The organism is Methylopila sp. Yamaguchi (assembly GCF_002897035.1).
Classification (GTDB): Bacteria; Pseudomonadota; Alphaproteobacteria; order Rhizobiales; family Methylopilaceae; genus Methylopila.
In genome coordinates this window covers 156,118-170,914 of sequence record NZ_BAUX01000003.1, presented here as the reverse complement: position 1 = coordinate 170,914, position 14,797 = coordinate 156,118, and the positions used below count along the sequence as shown (strand labels likewise).

General features: G+C 70.0%; 16 protein-coding genes. 3 read left to right on the top strand and 13 right to left on the bottom strand.

Annotation, left to right across the window (positions count from 1 at the left end; all coding sequences use genetic code 11):
• Window positions 1-36: 36 nt before the first annotated feature.
• Window positions 37-1,005, top strand: a complete 969-nt coding sequence (locus METY_RS05055; protein ID WP_103120296.1) for a homoserine kinase — start codon at window positions 37-39, stop codon at window positions 1,003-1,005.
• 86 nt (window positions 1,006-1,091) lie between these two features.
• Window positions 1,092-1,526 (top strand): ribonuclease HI, encoded by a 435-nt coding sequence (gene rnhA, locus METY_RS05050; protein ID WP_103120447.1) that lies wholly within the window; start codon window positions 1,092-1,094, stop codon window positions 1,524-1,526.
• A 166-nt stretch (window positions 1,527-1,692) separates the two neighbouring features.
• On the opposite strand, the gene METY_RS05045 is transcribed toward rnhA, so the two are convergent.
• Together METY_RS05045 and METY_RS05040 are read right to left on the bottom strand one after the other, a co-directional pair.
• Window positions 1,693-2,178: a peroxiredoxin gene (locus METY_RS05045; RefSeq protein ID WP_103120295.1), complete on the bottom strand. Its 486-nt coding sequence runs from the start codon at window positions 2,176-2,178 to the stop codon at window positions 1,693-1,695.
• Between the two features lie 71 nt (window positions 2,179-2,249).
• The gene (locus METY_RS05040; RefSeq protein WP_244593521.1) at window positions 2,250-3,074 is read right to left on the bottom strand and encodes a protein-disulfide reductase DsbD domain-containing protein; all 825 of its coding nucleotides are present in this window, start codon (window positions 3,072-3,074) and stop codon (window positions 2,250-2,252) included.
• 115 nt (window positions 3,075-3,189) lie between these two features.
• Between METY_RS05040 and METY_RS05035 the strand changes: the two genes are divergently transcribed.
• Window positions 3,190-3,813: a YqgE/AlgH family protein gene (locus tag METY_RS05035; protein ID WP_103120293.1), complete on the top strand. Its 624-nt coding sequence runs from the start codon at window positions 3,190-3,192 to the stop codon at window positions 3,811-3,813.
• 12 nt (window positions 3,814-3,825) lie between these two features.
• Here METY_RS05035 and METY_RS05030 read toward each other — a convergent pair whose 3' ends face one another.
• The 11 genes from METY_RS05030 to cyoE all read right to left on the bottom strand — a co-directional run bounded on the left by METY_RS05030 (window position 3,826) and on the right by cyoE (window position 14,719).
• A complete protein-coding gene (locus METY_RS05030; protein WP_103120292.1) occupies window positions 3,826-4,407 on the bottom strand; it encodes a hypothetical protein in 582 nt (193 codons plus the stop codon).
• A gap of 72 nt (window positions 4,408-4,479) precedes the next feature.
• Window positions 4,480-7,401: a sensor domain-containing phosphodiesterase gene (locus tag METY_RS05025; protein WP_103120291.1), complete on the bottom strand. Its 2,922-nt coding sequence runs from the start codon at window positions 7,399-7,401 to the stop codon at window positions 4,480-4,482.
• Window positions 7,402-7,511: 110 nt separating this feature from the next.
• Window positions 7,512-8,096: a GNAT family N-acetyltransferase gene (locus METY_RS05020; RefSeq protein ID WP_103120290.1), complete on the bottom strand. Its 585-nt coding sequence runs from the start codon at window positions 8,094-8,096 to the stop codon at window positions 7,512-7,514.
• 10 nt (window positions 8,097-8,106) lie between these two features.
• Window positions 8,107-9,381 (bottom strand): M16 family metallopeptidase, encoded by a 1,275-nt coding sequence (locus tag METY_RS05015; protein ID WP_103120289.1) that lies wholly within the window; start codon window positions 9,379-9,381, stop codon window positions 8,107-8,109.
• Window positions 9,378-10,796 carry a threonine synthase gene (thrC, locus tag METY_RS05010; RefSeq protein WP_103120288.1) on the bottom strand — a complete coding sequence of 473 codons (1,419 nt, stop codon included), beginning with the start codon at window positions 10,794-10,796 and terminating at the stop codon, window positions 9,378-9,380. The genes METY_RS05015 and thrC overlap by 4 nt, the downstream gene beginning before the upstream one ends.
• A gap of 80 nt (window positions 10,797-10,876) precedes the next feature.
• On the bottom strand, window positions 10,877-11,620 hold the full coding sequence (locus METY_RS05005; protein ID WP_103120287.1) for an SURF1 family protein: 744 nt from the start codon (window positions 11,618-11,620) through the stop codon (window positions 10,877-10,879).
• Window positions 11,617-11,997, bottom strand: coding sequence for a DUF983 domain-containing protein (locus METY_RS05000; protein ID WP_103120286.1), 381 nt, complete (start codon window positions 11,995-11,997; stop codon window positions 11,617-11,619). Before METY_RS05000 ends, METY_RS05005 begins: the two co-directional genes overlap by 4 nt.
• A gap of 82 nt (window positions 11,998-12,079) precedes the next feature.
• Window positions 12,080-12,916: a cytochrome c oxidase subunit 3 gene (locus METY_RS04995; RefSeq protein WP_103120285.1), complete on the bottom strand. Its 837-nt coding sequence runs from the start codon at window positions 12,914-12,916 to the stop codon at window positions 12,080-12,082.
• A 63-nt stretch (window positions 12,917-12,979) separates the two neighbouring features.
• A complete protein-coding gene (locus tag METY_RS04990) occupies window positions 12,980-13,579 on the bottom strand; it encodes a cytochrome c oxidase assembly protein (RefSeq protein WP_103120284.1) in 600 nt (199 codons plus the stop codon).
• 16 nt (window positions 13,580-13,595) lie between these two features.
• Window positions 13,596-13,754, bottom strand: a complete 159-nt coding sequence (locus tag METY_RS21185; protein WP_200819600.1) for a hypothetical protein — start codon at window positions 13,752-13,754, stop codon at window positions 13,596-13,598.
• Window positions 13,754-14,719, bottom strand: a complete 966-nt coding sequence (gene cyoE, locus METY_RS04985) for a heme o synthase (RefSeq protein ID WP_103120283.1) — start codon at window positions 14,717-14,719, stop codon at window positions 13,754-13,756. The genes METY_RS21185 and cyoE overlap by 1 nt, the downstream gene beginning before the upstream one ends.
• Window positions 14,720-14,797 lie beyond the last annotated feature (78 nt).

The window sequence follows — 14,797 nt, the reverse complement described above, 5'->3', positions numbered from 1 at the left end:
CAGCCCGTGCGCCCTCCCCCTCACCTGAGACCCCGCATGGCTGTCTACACCGAAGTCCCCGACGAGGACCTCGCCGCCTTCCTCAAGGCCTACGACATCGGCGAGGCCGTCTCGTTCAAGGGCATCGCGGAGGGCGTGGAGAACACCAACTACCTGCTCGTGACCACCAAGGCGCGGTTCATCCTCACGCTCTATGAGAAGCGGGTAAGCCGCGACGACCTGCCGTTCTTCCTAGGCCTGCTGGAGCATCTCGCCGCTCGCGGCGTCACCTGCCCGCAGCCGGTGGCGGCGCGCGACGGCGCGCTGCTGTCGGAGCTTTGCGGTCGCCCCGCGGCCCTCGTCACCTTCCTCGACGGCGTCTCGGTGCGCCGGCCGACGCCGCGGCAGTGCGCCGAGTTGGGCCGCGCGCTGGCGGACCTGCACGAGGCCGGCAAGGGCTTTGACCTTAAGCGTCCTAACGCGCTGTCGGTCGACGGCTGGCGGCGCCTCGCGGAGAGCGCCCGCGGGCGCAGCGACGCGGTCGCGCCTGGGCTCGACGCGCTGATCGAGGCGGAGCTCGCAGCGCTTGCACCGACGTTCGAGGACCTCGCCCTGCCCTCCGGCGTCATCCACGCCGACCTCTTCCCGAACAACGTGTTCTTCCTGGGCGACCGCCTGTCCGGGCTGATCGACTTCTACTTCGCCTGCGACGACGCCTTCGCCTACGACGTCGCGATCTGCCTCAACGCCTGGTGCTTCGAGACGACCGGCGAGTTCAACGTCACCAAGGGCCGCGCGCTGCTCGACGCCTACCATGCGGCGCGGCCGCTCTCGGAGGCCGAGATCGCGGCGCTGCCGGCGCTCGCGCGCGGCGCCGCGCTACGCTTCATGCTGACCCGATTGGTGGACTGGCTCGACACGCCGCCGGGGGCGCTGGTGAAGAAGCTCGACCCGCTCGAATACCTGAAGAAGCTTCGCTTCCACCAGCAGGCGGCGGGGCTCGGCGACTACGGGTGGCGGCCGTGAGCCCGGTGTCGCACAAGCCGCGGACGAAGAGCCCTCCGCCGCTCGCGAGGCCCGCGGAGCCGGAGAAGCCGGTAGCCCCGGGCGCGGTGGAGATCTTCACCGACGGCGCCTGCTCCGGAAACCCTGGCCCTGGCGGCTGGGGCGCGATCCTTCGCAAGGGCGGCGTCGAGAAGGAGCTGAAGGGCGGCGAGGCTCCGACCACCAACAACCGCATGGAGCTGATGGCCGCCATCTCGGCGCTGGAGGCGCTGACGCGCCCCTGCGAGGTGGTGCTGCACACCGACAGCCAGTACCTGCGTGACGGCGTCACCAAGTGGGTCTACGGCTGGAAGAAGAACGGCTGGCGGACGGCCGACAAGAAGCCGGTAAAGAACCAGGACCTGTGGGAGCGCCTGGACGCCGCGATCCGGACCCACCAGATCGACTGGCGCTGGGTGAAAGGGCACGCTGGCCACCCGGAGAACGAGCGCGCCGACGAGTTGGCGCGCGAGGGCATGAAGCCGTTCCAGTCGAAGCGGTGAGACCCGCGGGCCGCTCTCACCTCGCCCGACCCCGCTCCGCCGTCGTCGTCCGGCTCAACCGGAGGACCAACCTCGGGCGCGGAGTTCAGCGTCGGACGAGGATGGTCCGGCCAAGCCGGACCATGAGGGCGCGCCGCACGGCGGCCGGCTCGCCCTTATCGAGGCTTCAAAGTGCGGCGAGCACCTTGTCGGCGGCGGAGAGGTCGGCTTTGCCGGGGCTGTCCTCGACGGCGAGGAAGGTGACGGTCATGTCGTCGAGGATCATGGCGTAGCGCTTGGACCGCACGCCGAGGCCGCCGGCCGAGGCGTCGAGCTCGAGGCCCAGCGCCTTGGCGAAATCGGCGCTGCCGTCCGACAGGAACTCGATCTTGCCCTTGCCGCCGGTGGCCTCGGCCCAGGCGTTCATGACGAAGACGTCGTTGACCGAGGTGACCGCGATCACGTCGACGCCTTTGTCCTTCAGCGCATCGAGGTTGTTGAGGTAGCCCGGGAGATGGTTCTTGTGGCAGGTGGGCGTGAAGGCGCCCGGGACGGCGAACAGCACCGCCTTCTTGCCCGCGAACAGTTCGTCCGCCATCACCGTCGCCGGCCCTTCGGGGCCCATCGTGCGGAAGGTGGTGTTGGGCAGGCGCGCGCCGACCTCAATGGCCATTGGGACTCTCCTGATCGATCCGGTGAGGCGGCCGAACGAGGCCCGGCCGTTGGGGATGTCGAGGCCGAGATTTAGGGCTTCGCCGCGACGGCGTCGATAGGCGTCAGCGTCTCGATGGCCTCTCCGCCGGCCGAGAGCGTCAGGCGCAGCGCCGAAGGCGGCGCGCCCTCCGGCAGCGCCACATGGAAGCGCTCGACGCCGTCCGCGCGCGACGGCAGCGCCTTCGGCGAGGGCACGAAGGCGCCCTCCCCTGTTTCGGCGAACAGCAGAGCGCCCGGCGCCCCCGCGCGGACGCCGACCTCGAAGCCGTTGCCCTCGCGGATGATCGACGCGATCGCAAGCGGGCCGTCCGGCGCGCCGAGCGCCTTGGGCTTCGGCGCATGCGCGAGCGCGCGTCGCGCCGCCGCAGCTGCCGGACCGGGAAAACCGCCGTCGGCGGCGAGGCTGAGCGAGACCTCCGAGCGCACAGGGACGCAGACCTGGTCGCAGACGCCGTAGTCCGCCACCAGCGCGAGCTCCACGGGCACGGCCGGATCCTTCGGAATGACGGCGACCGGAAGCGTCACCTCGTTGTGGTAGACGTTGGTGATCCCGCTCTCGTCGCTGGCGCGCTCCGGAACCGGAAACACGACGGTCGCGGACGCGAGGTTGCGCGAGCCGGAAAAGTCGAAGCGGGGCGGCACGCCGCTGTCGCCGGGCTGGCGCCAGTAGGTCTTCCAGCCGCCGTCCAGCGTGATCGCGACGGCGGCGAGGCGCTCGCCGGCCGGCCCGCGGCCCGCGTCGACCAGCCGCAGCGCCGACGCGCCGTCGCGCGCCCAAGGCGATGTGGGCTCCGCGGAGGCGGGCCACGCGAGAGCGACGACGGAGAGGGCGGCGAGCAGCGAGCGGGCGATCATCATCGAAGCCTTACCTGAGGCCGGCCCCTGAGAAAGGCAACTCGACGTGAGGGCGACGTGAAAGCGCGGCGGCGCCTCCTTTCAAAACACGACGAGCGGCCCTACTCTTCCATGTATGCCGGAGCTCCTGCGCAAACGCCTCGCTGACCGCACCGTCCGATCGGGCTATCTCGACGGTCAGGTGCTGGTCGCCATGCCGACCATGACGGACGACCGGTTCGCCCGCACGGTGATCTACGTCTGCGCGCATTCCTCCGAGGGCGCTATGGGCATCGTGGTCAACAAGCCGGCCCCGCATATCAGCTTTCCCGACCTGCTGGTGCAGCTCGACGTGATCTCGGAGGGCGAGGAGATCCGGCTGCCGGAGCGCGCCGGCTCGATTCAGGTGCTGCGGGGCGGGCCGGTCGAGTCCGGCCGCGGCTTCGTGCTCCACTCCGCCGACTTCATGATCGAGGACTCGACGCTCTCGATCGACGACGGCATCTGCCTGACGGCGACGCTCGACATCCTCAAGGCGATCGCCAAGGGCGCGGGGCCCAAGAGCGCGCTGCTCGCGCTCGGTTACGCCGGCTGGGCGCCGGGGCAGCTCGAGACCGAGATCCAGGCGAACGGGTGGCTCAACGTGCCCGCCGACCGCGGTCTGGTGTTCGACGGCGCGGTCGAGACGAAGTACGAGCGCGCGCTGGCGAAGATCGGCATCGACCTCGGCAAGCTCTCCCCGGAAGCCGGGCACGCCTGAGGCGGGCTCCGGTCAGTCGTCGAGGCGGAAGCTGTCCACGTAGTCCGCGCAGGTGAGCTTGGCCGATTCCGAGATAGCGACGGGGTAGTCGCAGATCACGTTGAACAGGCCCCTATCCGTTTTCGAGACGCGCATCACGATGCCGCGGGATGGCCCTTCGAAGGCCGCGCGCGCGACCTCCTCCCTGCCGATCGTCTCAACCTCGACGTCGGGAACGGCCGCGCCCTGCTTTCTCGCCACGCCGGCGATCAGGTCGCGCAGGTCGACGTCCTTCTGACGGTCGGTCCGCACGGTTTCGATCGCGCCGAACTCCATCCCGTCCGCGCTCTTGCTGCCGACGCCGTGCAGCGTCAGGCGGCCGATGTTCCGGTCTTCGGTGACGATCGTGTAGTCGTTGAACGGGATCGGCGACAGGATGCGGAAGCCGCCCTTGGTCGACTTCCCCAGATACCAGCCGCTTTCGTCTTTCTCGGTCGCCTGCGTGCGGTGCATCTCAACCTGAGGTTTCGCGGCGTCGCCGAAGGCGGCTCCGCTCGTCGCCGCCACGGCGGCGAGCCCGCCGGCCGTGCGGATCAACCGTGCGCGAAAGGTCATGGGTCCTCCCGTCTCAGGCGCTAAACCCACGCCTGGAAATCAGAGCTCCGGAAGCGCCGAGGAACAGCGCCGTCACCGCCGTCCGAGCGCGCCCTGCATCATCCGGCGGGCGACGCCCTGGGGAGCGAGCCCAAGCATGCGGTCGCAATCGTCAGCCGACATGGCCTCGCCGAAGGCGTAGCCCTGCGCGAAGGTGGCGCCGAGGTGATAGAGCTCGACCGCGTCGCCGTCGGTCTCCACGCCCTCTGCGACGACCTCCATGCCTAGATCGTGCGCGAGCCGCACGATCGAGCCCAAGATGACCGGCCGCTCCCCCCGTCCCGTGGGACGCACGAAGGACTTGTCGATCTTCAACACGTCGAAGGGAAAGCGCTGGAGATAGGCGAGGCTGGAGTGGCCGGTGCCGAAGTCGTCGAGCGACAGCCCTGCGCCGAGCTCCCGGAGGCGCAGCAGCATCTGCGCCGCGTGTTCAGGGTTCTCCATGACCAGGCTCTCGGTCAGCTCGATCTTGAGCGAGCCCGGCGGGAGCAGCGCCCGCGCCAGCACGTTCTTGATGTCCTGCACCAGGTCTTGCCGCAGGAACTGCCGGCTCGAGACGTTGACCGACATGAACAGCGGCGGCTCGCCTGGCACCCGCGCCTGCCACTGCGCGAGCTGACGCGCAGCCTCGTCCAGCGCGAACAGGCCGAGGTCGACGATCAGGCCGCTCTCTTCCGCAATCGAGATGAACTCCGCGGTCGAGCGGCGGCCGTAGCGCGGATGCTCCCAGCGCAGCAGCGCCTCGAAGCCCGCGATGGTGCGGTCCTCCAGCCGGACGATCGGCTGGTAGTGCACCTTGATCTCGTTGCGCTCGAGCGCCCGGTTGAGTTCGCCCGCGATCAGCAGGCGATCGGTGGTCGCCGCCCGCATGGTCGGCTTGAACACCTCGATGTGGTCCCCGCCGAAGCGCTTGGCGTGGTACATCGCCACCTCGGCGTTCTTGACCATCTCCTCGCCGGCGGCGCCTGACCGGCCGTCGGAAAGCGCAAGGCCGATCGAGGCGGTGAGGAAGATCTCGCGGCCGCCGAAGGTGATCGGCGCGCGCAATGTGCGCTTCAGGGTGTCGGCGAAGCCGGTGATGTTTTCGCCGTCGCGCTCCGACAGCAGCAGCACGCCGAACTGATCGCCGCCCAGGCGCGCCAGCGTGTCCTGGGGCTTCAGGAGCCGCGAGAGCCGCCGGACCACCGTGATGAGGATGGTGTCGCCCGTGGTGACGCCGACGCTCTCGTTGACCTTCTTGTAGCGGTCGATGTCGAGCACCATCACCGTCGGCCGCAGTCCCATGTCGGTCTGGGCGTAGGCGAGCGCGGCGTCCAGCCGGTCCACGAACAGCTCGCGGTTCGGCAGCCCGGTGAGGTTGTCGTGCACCGCGTTCTGGAGCAGGCGCTCCTCGGTGGTCTTGGCGTCGGTCACGTCGAGCAGCGTGCCGACGCAACGCACGACCTCGCCGTCCGCGCCCACCACGGGGCGGGCGCGCAGCGTGTACCAGAGGAAATGCCCGTCCGCGCCGCGCAGGCGAAAGGTCTCCGTGAGGCGTCCCCGGCGTTCCTCCACCAGCGCGTCGAGAGCCGCGCGGAACCGGTCGCGGTCGCTTGGATGAACCACGTCGAGCCAGCGCGCGGCCGGCGCATCGAGCGCGCCGCGCTTGAGGCCGAGCGCATGCTCCAGCTCATATCCGGCGTGGACGCGGTCGCCCTCGACGTCCCAGTCCCACACCACGTCGCCGGAGCCGGTGACCGCCAGCGCCCGGCGCTCGACGTCGGAGGCCGGCCCTGTCGCGACGGAGCCGCCGGAGAAGGCGTGCTGCATGACCGTGAAGCCGATCAGAAGGACGATCAGCACCAGCCCGCCCACCAGGGCCGCGGCGGCCAGATCGCTGGCGAGGCCGCCCGCGACGGTGATCGCGGCGGCGCCGACCCAAGCGACCAGCAGGATCCACGTCGGCGCCAGCATCACCGCGCGGTCGTAGCCCTTAGCCGCGAACCACACGACGATGCCGAGGCCGATGACCGCGACGCCGATCAGCGAGAGCCGGGCGATACCGGCGGCGATCGGCGCCTGATAGGCCGCAAGCCAAACCAGCCCCACCAGGAAAGCCAGCCACACGCCCATGATGTGGCTGTAGCGCACATGCCATCGGTTCAGATTGAGATAGGCGAATAGGAAGACCAGCAGAGTGGCCGCAAGCGAGGCTTCGCTCGCCGCTCTCAGGATGCGGTCGACGTCCGGCTGAAGGTCGAAAATCTTGCGCCAGAAGCCGAAGTCGACGCCGAGATAGAACATCACGCCCCAGGCCAGCGCGGCCGCGGCGGGGAACATCACGCTGCCCTTCACCACGAACAGGATGGTCAGGATCAGCGCCAGAAGGCCGCCGACGCCGAGCATGATGCCGCGGTAGAGCGTGAAGGAGTTGATCTTGTCCTTGTAGGCGTCGGTGTCCCAAAGCGTCAGCTGCAGCAGCTTCGGCGAGGCGAGCTCGACGACGTAGGTCACTGTCGCCCCGGGATCGATCGTCAGCTGGAACACGTCCGCGTCGTCGGAAGCCTGCCGTTCGGGCCGCAGCCCCTGACTGGCCGTGACGTTCGCCAGCCGCTCCTCGCCGAGGTCCGGCCACACGGCGCCCGAACCCACAAGCCGGAAGTGCGGCGAGACCAGCAGGCGGTCGATCTGTTCGTCGCCGTCGTTGCGAAGCGCGAAGACGAGCCACTGCCGTCCGTCCCCGCCCTCGCGCTGGGCGCGCACCTCGATCCGTCGGACGATCCCGTCGGGGCCGGGGAAGGTCGCGACCTGGAGCCGATCCGCCTGGCCGACCGGCCGCTCGACGGCGCCCAGCAGATCGATCGCCTCGTCGTCGCCGTCGACGGACAGCGGCTGCAGCGCCGCCGCGGGGGCGGCGGAGAAAAGGAGCGACATGAAGAGAAGCAGCGCCGGAAGAAGGGCGCGGACCGAACGCAACGCTTGGCGTCTCCCCGAAGGCCGTCGGAGCGACGGCGAGGTGATGGCCCGGCTTTTACCGCGGGTCCCGATCGCGTCGGCCGCTCCGCGGAACGCCGACCCGCACCTACTTAGCCCACGGCGTCGCTTCGCAGAAGCGCGTAAAGCAAGTGGTCCTGCCAGACGCCGTCGATGCACAGATATTCCCGCGCATAGCCCTCCTTCTGGAACCCCGTCTTTTCCAGCAGGCGGATCGACGCGGCGTTGAAGGGCAGGCAGGCGGCCTCGATCCGGCGCAGCTTCAGCTGGGTGAACACGAAGGGCGCGAGCGCGCGCACCGCCTTGGTCATCAGGCCCCGGCCGGCGTGAGGTTCGCCCATCCAGTAGCCGACCGAGCAGGTCTGGGAGACGCCGCGGCGCACCTGGCTCAGCGTGACGCCGCCCACCAGCCGCCCGTCGGCGTCGAACACGAAGAACGGATACGCCTGGTCCTGCTCGATCTCGCGCACGTAGCGCTTCAGACGGCGGCGGTAGGCAAGCCGCGTCAGGTCGTCGGCGGGCCAGATCGGCTCCCACGGCCGCAGGAAAGAGCGGCTGGCGGCTCTCAGGTCCGCCCAGGCCTGATAGTCCGCCATCTGGGGCGTGCGGAGGGTGACCCCGTCGCCAGCGACCGTGGGCACCAGCTCCGCCGCCGCCAGCGTCCGGAAGAACGCCATCCCCGCGGTCTCAGGCCGCGGAGCGCCGCGCGCCCAGCCGTTCGGCCAGGCGATCTTCGCGCATCAGCCCCCGCGTCGGGCCTATGGCGGCGAGAGTCGGCGCGGAGCCCAGCATGAGCTTGCCCGCGGCCCGCGCGTCCTCCACCGTCACCGCCTCGATCTTGGCGAGCGTCTCCTCCAGATCAAGCGGCCGCCCGTGGGCGAGCTGGTGGCGGGCGTGGTGGTCGGCGCGGGACGCCGCCTGCTCCAGCGACATCAGCAGCCCCGCCCTCATCTGCGCCTTGGCGCGGAGCACCTCGCGCTCGGTCGCGCCGTCCGCGGCGTCGTGCAACACGTCAAGCATGACAGGCAGGATCTCGGCCGCGTCTTCCGGCCCGAGGCCGGCGTAGGCGCCGAAGAGGCCGGCGTCGGCGTAGCCCCAATGGAAGGCGTGCACGGAGTACGCGAGACCGCGGTTCTCGCGCACCTCCTGGAACAGGCGGGAGGACATGCCCCCGCCGACAAGGTTCGTGAACACCTGCGCCGCGTAGGCGTCGGGCGCCTCATAGGGGCGGCCCTCGAAGGCGATCGCGACATGGAGCTGCTCGAGATCGCGCTTCGCCCGCTTGTCGCCGCCGCGGTAGATCGCGGCCTTCGGCGTCTCCGCCTCCCCGGCCGGCAGTCGGTCGAACAGACGCGCCGCGGCCTCCACGAAGGCGTCGTGCTCGACCGCCCCGGCCGCGACGACGACCGCGCCGCCGGAGGTGTAGTTGCGGGCGAGGAAGCCCGCGAGCGCGCGCCGGTCCAGCCCGCGCACGGTCTGCTCCGTGCCGAGGATCGAGCGGCCGAGCGGCTGGCCGGGAAAAGCCGCTTCCTGGAGCATGTCGAACACGAGGTCGTCGGGCGTGTCCTCGACCGAACCGATCTCCTGCACGATGACGTTCTGCTCGCGCTTCAGCTCGTCCGGATCGAAGGCGGGCTCGGTGACGATGTCGGCCAGCATGTCGAGCGCCAGCTCCACGTCGGCGGCCAGCACGCGTGCGGAATAGGCGGTCTGCTCCACGCCGGTCGCGGCGTTGAGATCGCCGCCGACCTGCTCGATCTCCTCCGCGATGGCGAGCGCGGAGCGCCGCGCGGTGCCCTTGAACGCCATGTGCTCGAGCAGGTGGGCGAGCCCGTGCTCCTCCTCGCGCTCCGACCGGGCGCCGGCCCCGAAAGAGACGCCGACGGCCGCCGTCCCGAGCTCGGGCATCGCGTCGGTGACGACGGCGAGGCCGGAGGGAAGCGTGGTGAGGCGGGCGCTCACGCGGCGGCGTCCCGCAGCACCCGGGCGTGGTCCGACACGTAAGCCTCGATCGCCGCGACGTCGTTCGGCAGGCGCTTGAGGCGCTCGGGCCGCTGCAGCAGGTCCGCGAGATGCGGCGGCAAAATGGGCCGCACGCCGGAAGCCGCCTGCACCGCGTCCGGAAACTTGGCGGGATGGGCGGTCGAAAGCACCACGGTCGGCGTCGCCGGATCGAGCGCTGCGTGATCGGCGACGGCGTAGGCGACCGCAGTGTGGGTGTCGAGCAGGTAGCCGGCGTCCTTAAGCACGCGGCCGATGGTGCGCCCGACCGTCGCCTCGTCGGCGCGCGCGGCGTCGAACTCCGCGCGGATGGCCGCGAGCGCGTCCGGCTCCAGCGTGAAGGCGCCGGACTGCCCGAGGGAGGCCATCGCGGCGCGCACCTTTGAGGGATCGCGGCCGAGGGCGTCGAACAGAAGCCGCTCGAAGTTCGATGACACCTGGATGTCCATGGAGGGCGAGGTCGTCGCGGTGACGCCGGTGACCTCGTAACGCCCGGTCTCGAGCGTGCGGGCAAGAATGTCGTTGACGTTGGTGGCGATGACGAGCCGGCCGATAGGCAGCCCCATGCGCTTCGCCACATAGCCCGCGAAGACGTCGCCGAAGTTGCCTGTCGGCACCACGAAATCGACCTTGCGGTGCGGCGCGCCGAGCGCGAGAGCGGCCGCGAAATAATAGACCGCTTGCGCCAGCACCCGCGCCCAGTTGATCGAGTTGACGCCGGCGAGCGCCAGGCGGTCCCGGAAGGCGTGATGATTGAACATGGCCTTCACGTGCGCCTGCGCGTCGTCGAACGAGCCGTCGATCGCGATGGCGTGGACGTTGACGTCCGGCACGGTGGTCATCTGACGGCGCTGGACCTCGCTCACCTTGCCGTCCGGCATCAGGATGAAGACGTCGAGCCGCGAGCGCCCGCGGAAGGCCTCGATCGCGGCGCCGCCGGTGTCGCCGGAGGTCGCGCCGACGATGGTCGCGCGCTGGCCGCGCTCGGCCAAGGCGTAGTCCATCAGCCGCGCGAGCAGCTGCATGGCGACGTCCTTGAAGGCGAGCGTCGGCCCGTGGAACAGCTCCAGCACGAAGCGGTTCGGCCCGGTCTGCACCAGCGGCGTGGTCGCCGGGTGGCGGAACGAGCCATAGGCCTCCTGGATCATCGCCCGCAGCGTCGGCGCCGGGATCGCGTCGCCGACGAAGGGGGCGATCACGGCCTCGGCTATCTCGGCGTAGGGGCGGCCCGCAAGCGCGGCGATCTCGTCGCGGGAGAGCGTGGGCCAGGTCTCCGGCACGTAAAGGCCGCCGTCGCGCGCGAGCCCCGCCAGCATCGCGTCGGTGAAACCGAGCCTGGGCGCGTCGCCGCGGGTCGAGACATAGGCGACAGCCATGCCGAAGATGCTCCGTCGAAACTGGAAAATGAGGGCGTCAAACTAGGCCCGCGGGCCCGGCCCCGCAAGCGCTGCGGAGCTCAGGAGTTCCGTCCCTCCCGCACGACCCGGAGGGCGTAGACCGCGAACACCCCCGCAAGCGCGGCCGCGAGGCCGAACCAGGTGAGCGCGTATTCGAGATGGCGGTTGGGAAAGGTCACCCGCGTCTCGCCCCCTTGCGGCAGCCCCCAGGGGCTCGACGCGGCGTCGGCGTCGATCGTGAAGGGCGCGACGCGGGACAGGCCAAGGGCGGACGCGATCGCGTTCGGATCGCGCGCAAAGAAGAGACGCCTCGCAGGGTCGTCAGCGGGCGTAAAGAGGTTGCGGTCTTCCGGCCCCCGCAGGAGACCTGTCACCGAGACGGGTCCGTCGACCCTTGTTTCGGGCCGCCGCGCCGGATCGCCCAGCGGCTCCGGCACGAAGCCGCGATTGACGATGACGGAAGATCCGTCCGGGCGGACGAGCGGCGTCAGGATGAAGTAGCCCGGGCCGGACAGCGGACCGCGGGCGTCGCTGAGCGCGACGTAGACCCGGACCTCGTTCTGGTGCGCGAACGTTCCGGTCAGGTTAACCCGACGGTAACCCCAGGCGTCAAAGTCAAGCCTCGGCCAGTCCGCTTCCGGGGGCGCCGCGACGGGCGGGGCTTCCGTCCGCGCGGAGATGCGGGCGACAAGGTCGTTCTTCCAGCCAAGCCGCTCCAACTGCCAGACGCCGAGGGCGATCAGAAGCCCGAGCGCGACCAGCGTCGCGAGCCCCGCGCCGAGGAGCTTGCGCGAGGCCGTCATCGGTCGAGCTTCGCCTCGGAGGCGGCGTTGCGGTGCTGGAGGGCGATCAGCAAGCCCTTCAAAAGGCGCAACATTCCCAGGCAGACGAGGAGCGTCAGGGGCAGCGACACGAGAAGATGAACCCAGAACGGCGGTTCGAACGTGAACTCGAACCACAGCACGAAGCCGAGCACGAGAAACCCAGCGATTAGCGTGACGAACACCGCCGGCCCGTCGCCTGCGTCCGCGAAGCCGTAGTCGAGGCCGCAGGCCTCGCAGGCCGGCGGCAGGTCGATGAAGCCCTTGAACAGCTTGCCTTTCCCGCAGGCGGGGCAGCGCCCCAGCAGCCCCGCGACGGCGGCGTTGACGGGGGTCTGAGACACGGTGGGCGGCGTCATCGCGGGTCCTTGGAACGGCGAAGGGCCGCCGGCGCGGCGCCGGCGGCCCTTCGGAAGCTCTGGCGCCCCGAGGGCGCCGCCGTCAATGGGCCGCGGCGTGCGCGCCGGCGCCCCAGACGTAGATGGCCATGAACAGGAACAGCCACACCACGTCGACGAAGTGCCAGTACCAGGCCGCCGCCTCAAAGCCGAAGTGCTGCTTCGGCGTGAAGTGGCCGGCGTAGACGCGGGCGAGGCAGACCGCGAGGAAGATGGTGCCGACGATGACGTGGAAGCCGTGGAAGCCGGTCGCCATGAAGAAGGTCGCGCCGTAAATGTTCTCGGAGAACTTGAACGCGGCCTCGGAGTACTCGATCGCCTGGAACACCGAGAACAGCACGCCGAGGCCGATCGTCAGCCACAGGCCGATCTTGAGGCTGCGGCGGTCGCCGTGCAGCAGCGCATGGTGCGCCCAGGTCACCGTGGTGCCCGACGTCAGCAGGATCAGCGTGTTGACCAGCGGCAGGTGCCAGGGATCGAAGGTCTGGATGCCCGTGGGGGGCCACACGCCGCCGGTCGCCTCAAGCCGCTGGAACTGGTGCGCCTCGTTCGGGAACAGCGCCACGTCGAAGTAGGCCCAGAACCACGCGACGAAGAACATCACCTCGGAGGCGATGAACAGGATCATGCCGTAGCGCATGTGGATCTGAACGACGCGGGTGTGGAAGCCGGCGTGGGCCTCCTTGATCACGTCGCGCCACCAGGCGATCGCGGTGTAGAGCACGCCCGCGAAACCGGCGACGGCGATCCACGGCGTGTGGCCGTGCATCCAGAGCACCGCGCCGACAGCCATAACGAACGCCGCCATGGAGGCGAGGAACGGCCACGGGCTCGGGTCCACAAGGTGGTAGTCGTGATGCTTGGCGTGGGCGTCGGCCATGGTCGTCTCCCCGTTATTGTCCTTCGGATCGCAGCGCTTGTCGCGTCGCGTCCCGGTGAGCGTCTAGAGTTTCGGTCGGTCGTCCTTCACGGCGGCGAGCGGCTTCGGGCCCTTCGCCGGGAAGAACGTGTAGGACAGCGTGATCTGCTTCACGCGGTCGAGCTCGCGCTCATCCGCGATCGTCGGATCGACGAAGAAAGCCACCGGCATGTCGATCTCCTCGCCGGGCTTCAGCGTCTGCTCGGTGAAACAGAAGCACTGCAGCTTGGCGAAGTAGGCGCCGGTGGTCTCGGGCGTGACGTTGTAGGTCGCGGTTCCCGACAGTTCCCGGTCCGAACGGTTGCGGACCTTGAAGTTCACGAGCTTGGTCTCGCCGACCTTCACCGTCGTCGTGGTGACCTCCGGCCGGAAGTCCCAGTCGAGCCCCTGAGCCACGTTGCCGTCGAACCGGACGATCATCGTGCGGTCCAGAGCCGCCTCTGGCGCCACCTTCGCGACCTGCGTGGTGCCGTCGAACCCGGTCGCGCGGCAGAACATGTCGTAGAGCGGCACCGCGGCGAAAGCCGCGCCGACCATCACAGCGACGAACAGGCCGCAGGCCGCAGCCACGTTGCGGTGGCGGCGGGCAAGATCGGTCGTCGTGTTCGGCGCCGGTTCGGTCACCGCTCGGTCTCCACGCTCACAGGGGCCGGTTGAGGACGTTGCCGCCCAGTTTGAAGATCGTCACCAGCCAGAACAGAACCACCAGCGCGCCGAGCGCCCAAGCGATGGCGACGTTCCGCCGCCGCCGCTGACGCTGCTGCTCGGTGGTAAGGCGGACGCCATCCTCCTCGGCCATCATACCCAGCCGTCGAAAGGCGCGGTCAGCGCCGCGACCCCGAGGCTCTTTTCGATCAGGATCGTCGCGAACAGCGCCGTCAGGTAGAACAGCGAATAGGCGAACAGCTTACCCGCGGCGCGACGCGCGGGGGCGCCCTCCCGCTGCCGGTAGACCCGCCAGGCGAAGCCGACGAACGCCAGGCCGGCGACGCTCGACAGCGCCAGGTAGGCCCATCCGCCAAGCCCGATCCCGGCCGGCAGCACGCCGAGCGGCGCCAGCGCGATGGAATAGAGCAGGATCTGCTTGCGGGTCTCGTCCTCGCCGGCGACGACCGGAAGCATGGGCACGCCCGCCCGCGCATAGTCCTCGGACTTGATCAGGGCGAGCGCCCAGAAGTGCGGCGGCGTCCACATGAAGATGATGGCGACCAGCGTCGCGCTCTCGAGCCCGACGGTTCCCGTCGCCGCGGCCCAGCCGATCATCGGCGGCAGCGCGCCGGCGAGCCCGCCGATGACGATGTTCTGAGGCGTCCAGCGCTTCAGCCACATCGTGTAGACGACGACGTAGAAGAAGATCGTGAAGGCGAGCAGCCCGCCCGCCAGCCAGTTGGTGGCGAGGCCGAGCAGCATCACCGAAACGCCGGAGAGCAGCAGGCCGAAGCCGAGCGCCTCGCCGGGCGCGACGCGTCCCGCCGGGATCGGGCGGTTCTGGGTGCGGGTCATCACCGCGTCGATGTCGGCGTCCCACCACATGTTCAGCGCCCCCGAAGCCCCGGCGCCGACGGCGACGCAAAGCAGCGCGATCGCGCCGAGCACGGGGTGCAGGCCGCCGGGAGCGGCGACGAGGCCGACGAGCGCCGTGAAGATCACGAGCGACATCACCCGCGGCTTCAAGAGCGCGACGAAGTCCTCCACGCCCGCGAGGCTCGGGCCGGGGCCCGTCAGCGTCGGGGCGTCGAGATGATCGTCGTGAGCGAGGGACATGGGGAGGTACGCGCCTGACTTGAGTTGAGCCCGGTCGGGGCGGGAGCGGCCGGAGGGGCGAGGCCCGCCCGGCCGCTC

Excerpts from the sequence above, each read along its gene's own strand:
- METY_RS05055 (WP_103120296.1), top strand. The coding sequence starts at position 37 with ATGGCTGTCTACACCGAAGTCCCCGACGAGGACCTCGCCGCCTTCCTC.
- METY_RS05045 (WP_103120295.1), bottom strand. The coding sequence starts at position 2,178 with ATGGCCATTGAGGTCGGCGCGCGCCTGCCCAACACCACCTTCCGCACG.
- METY_RS05040 (WP_244593521.1), bottom strand. The coding sequence starts at position 3,074 with ATGATCGCCCGCTCGCTGCTCGCCGCCCTCTCCGTCGTCGCTCTCGCG.
- METY_RS05035 (WP_103120293.1), top strand. The coding sequence starts at position 3,190 with ATGCCGGAGCTCCTGCGCAAACGCCTCGCTGACCGCACCGTCCGATCG.
- METY_RS05030 (WP_103120292.1), bottom strand. The coding sequence starts at position 4,407 with ATGACCTTTCGCGCACGGTTGATCCGCACGGCCGGCGGGCTCGCCGCC.
- METY_RS05020 (WP_103120290.1), bottom strand. The coding sequence starts at position 8,096 with ATGGCGTTCTTCCGGACGCTGGCGGCGGCGGAGCTGGTGCCCACGGTC.
- thrC (WP_103120288.1), bottom strand. The coding sequence starts at position 10,796 with ATGGCTGTCGCCTATGTCTCGACCCGCGGCGACGCGCCCAGGCTCGGT.
- METY_RS05005 (WP_103120287.1), bottom strand. The coding sequence starts at position 11,620 with ATGACGGCCTCGCGCAAGCTCCTCGGCGCGGGGCTCGCGACGCTGGTC.
- METY_RS05000 (WP_103120286.1), bottom strand. The coding sequence starts at position 11,997 with ATGACGCCGCCCACCGTGTCTCAGACCCCCGTCAACGCCGCCGTCGCG.
- METY_RS04995 (WP_103120285.1), bottom strand. The coding sequence starts at position 12,916 with ATGGCCGACGCCCACGCCAAGCATCACGACTACCACCTTGTGGACCCG.
- METY_RS21185 (WP_200819600.1), bottom strand. The coding sequence starts at position 13,754 with ATGGCCGAGGAGGATGGCGTCCGCCTTACCACCGAGCAGCAGCGTCAG.
- cyoE (WP_103120283.1), bottom strand. The coding sequence starts at position 14,719 with ATGTCCCTCGCTCACGACGATCATCTCGACGCCCCGACGCTGACGGGC.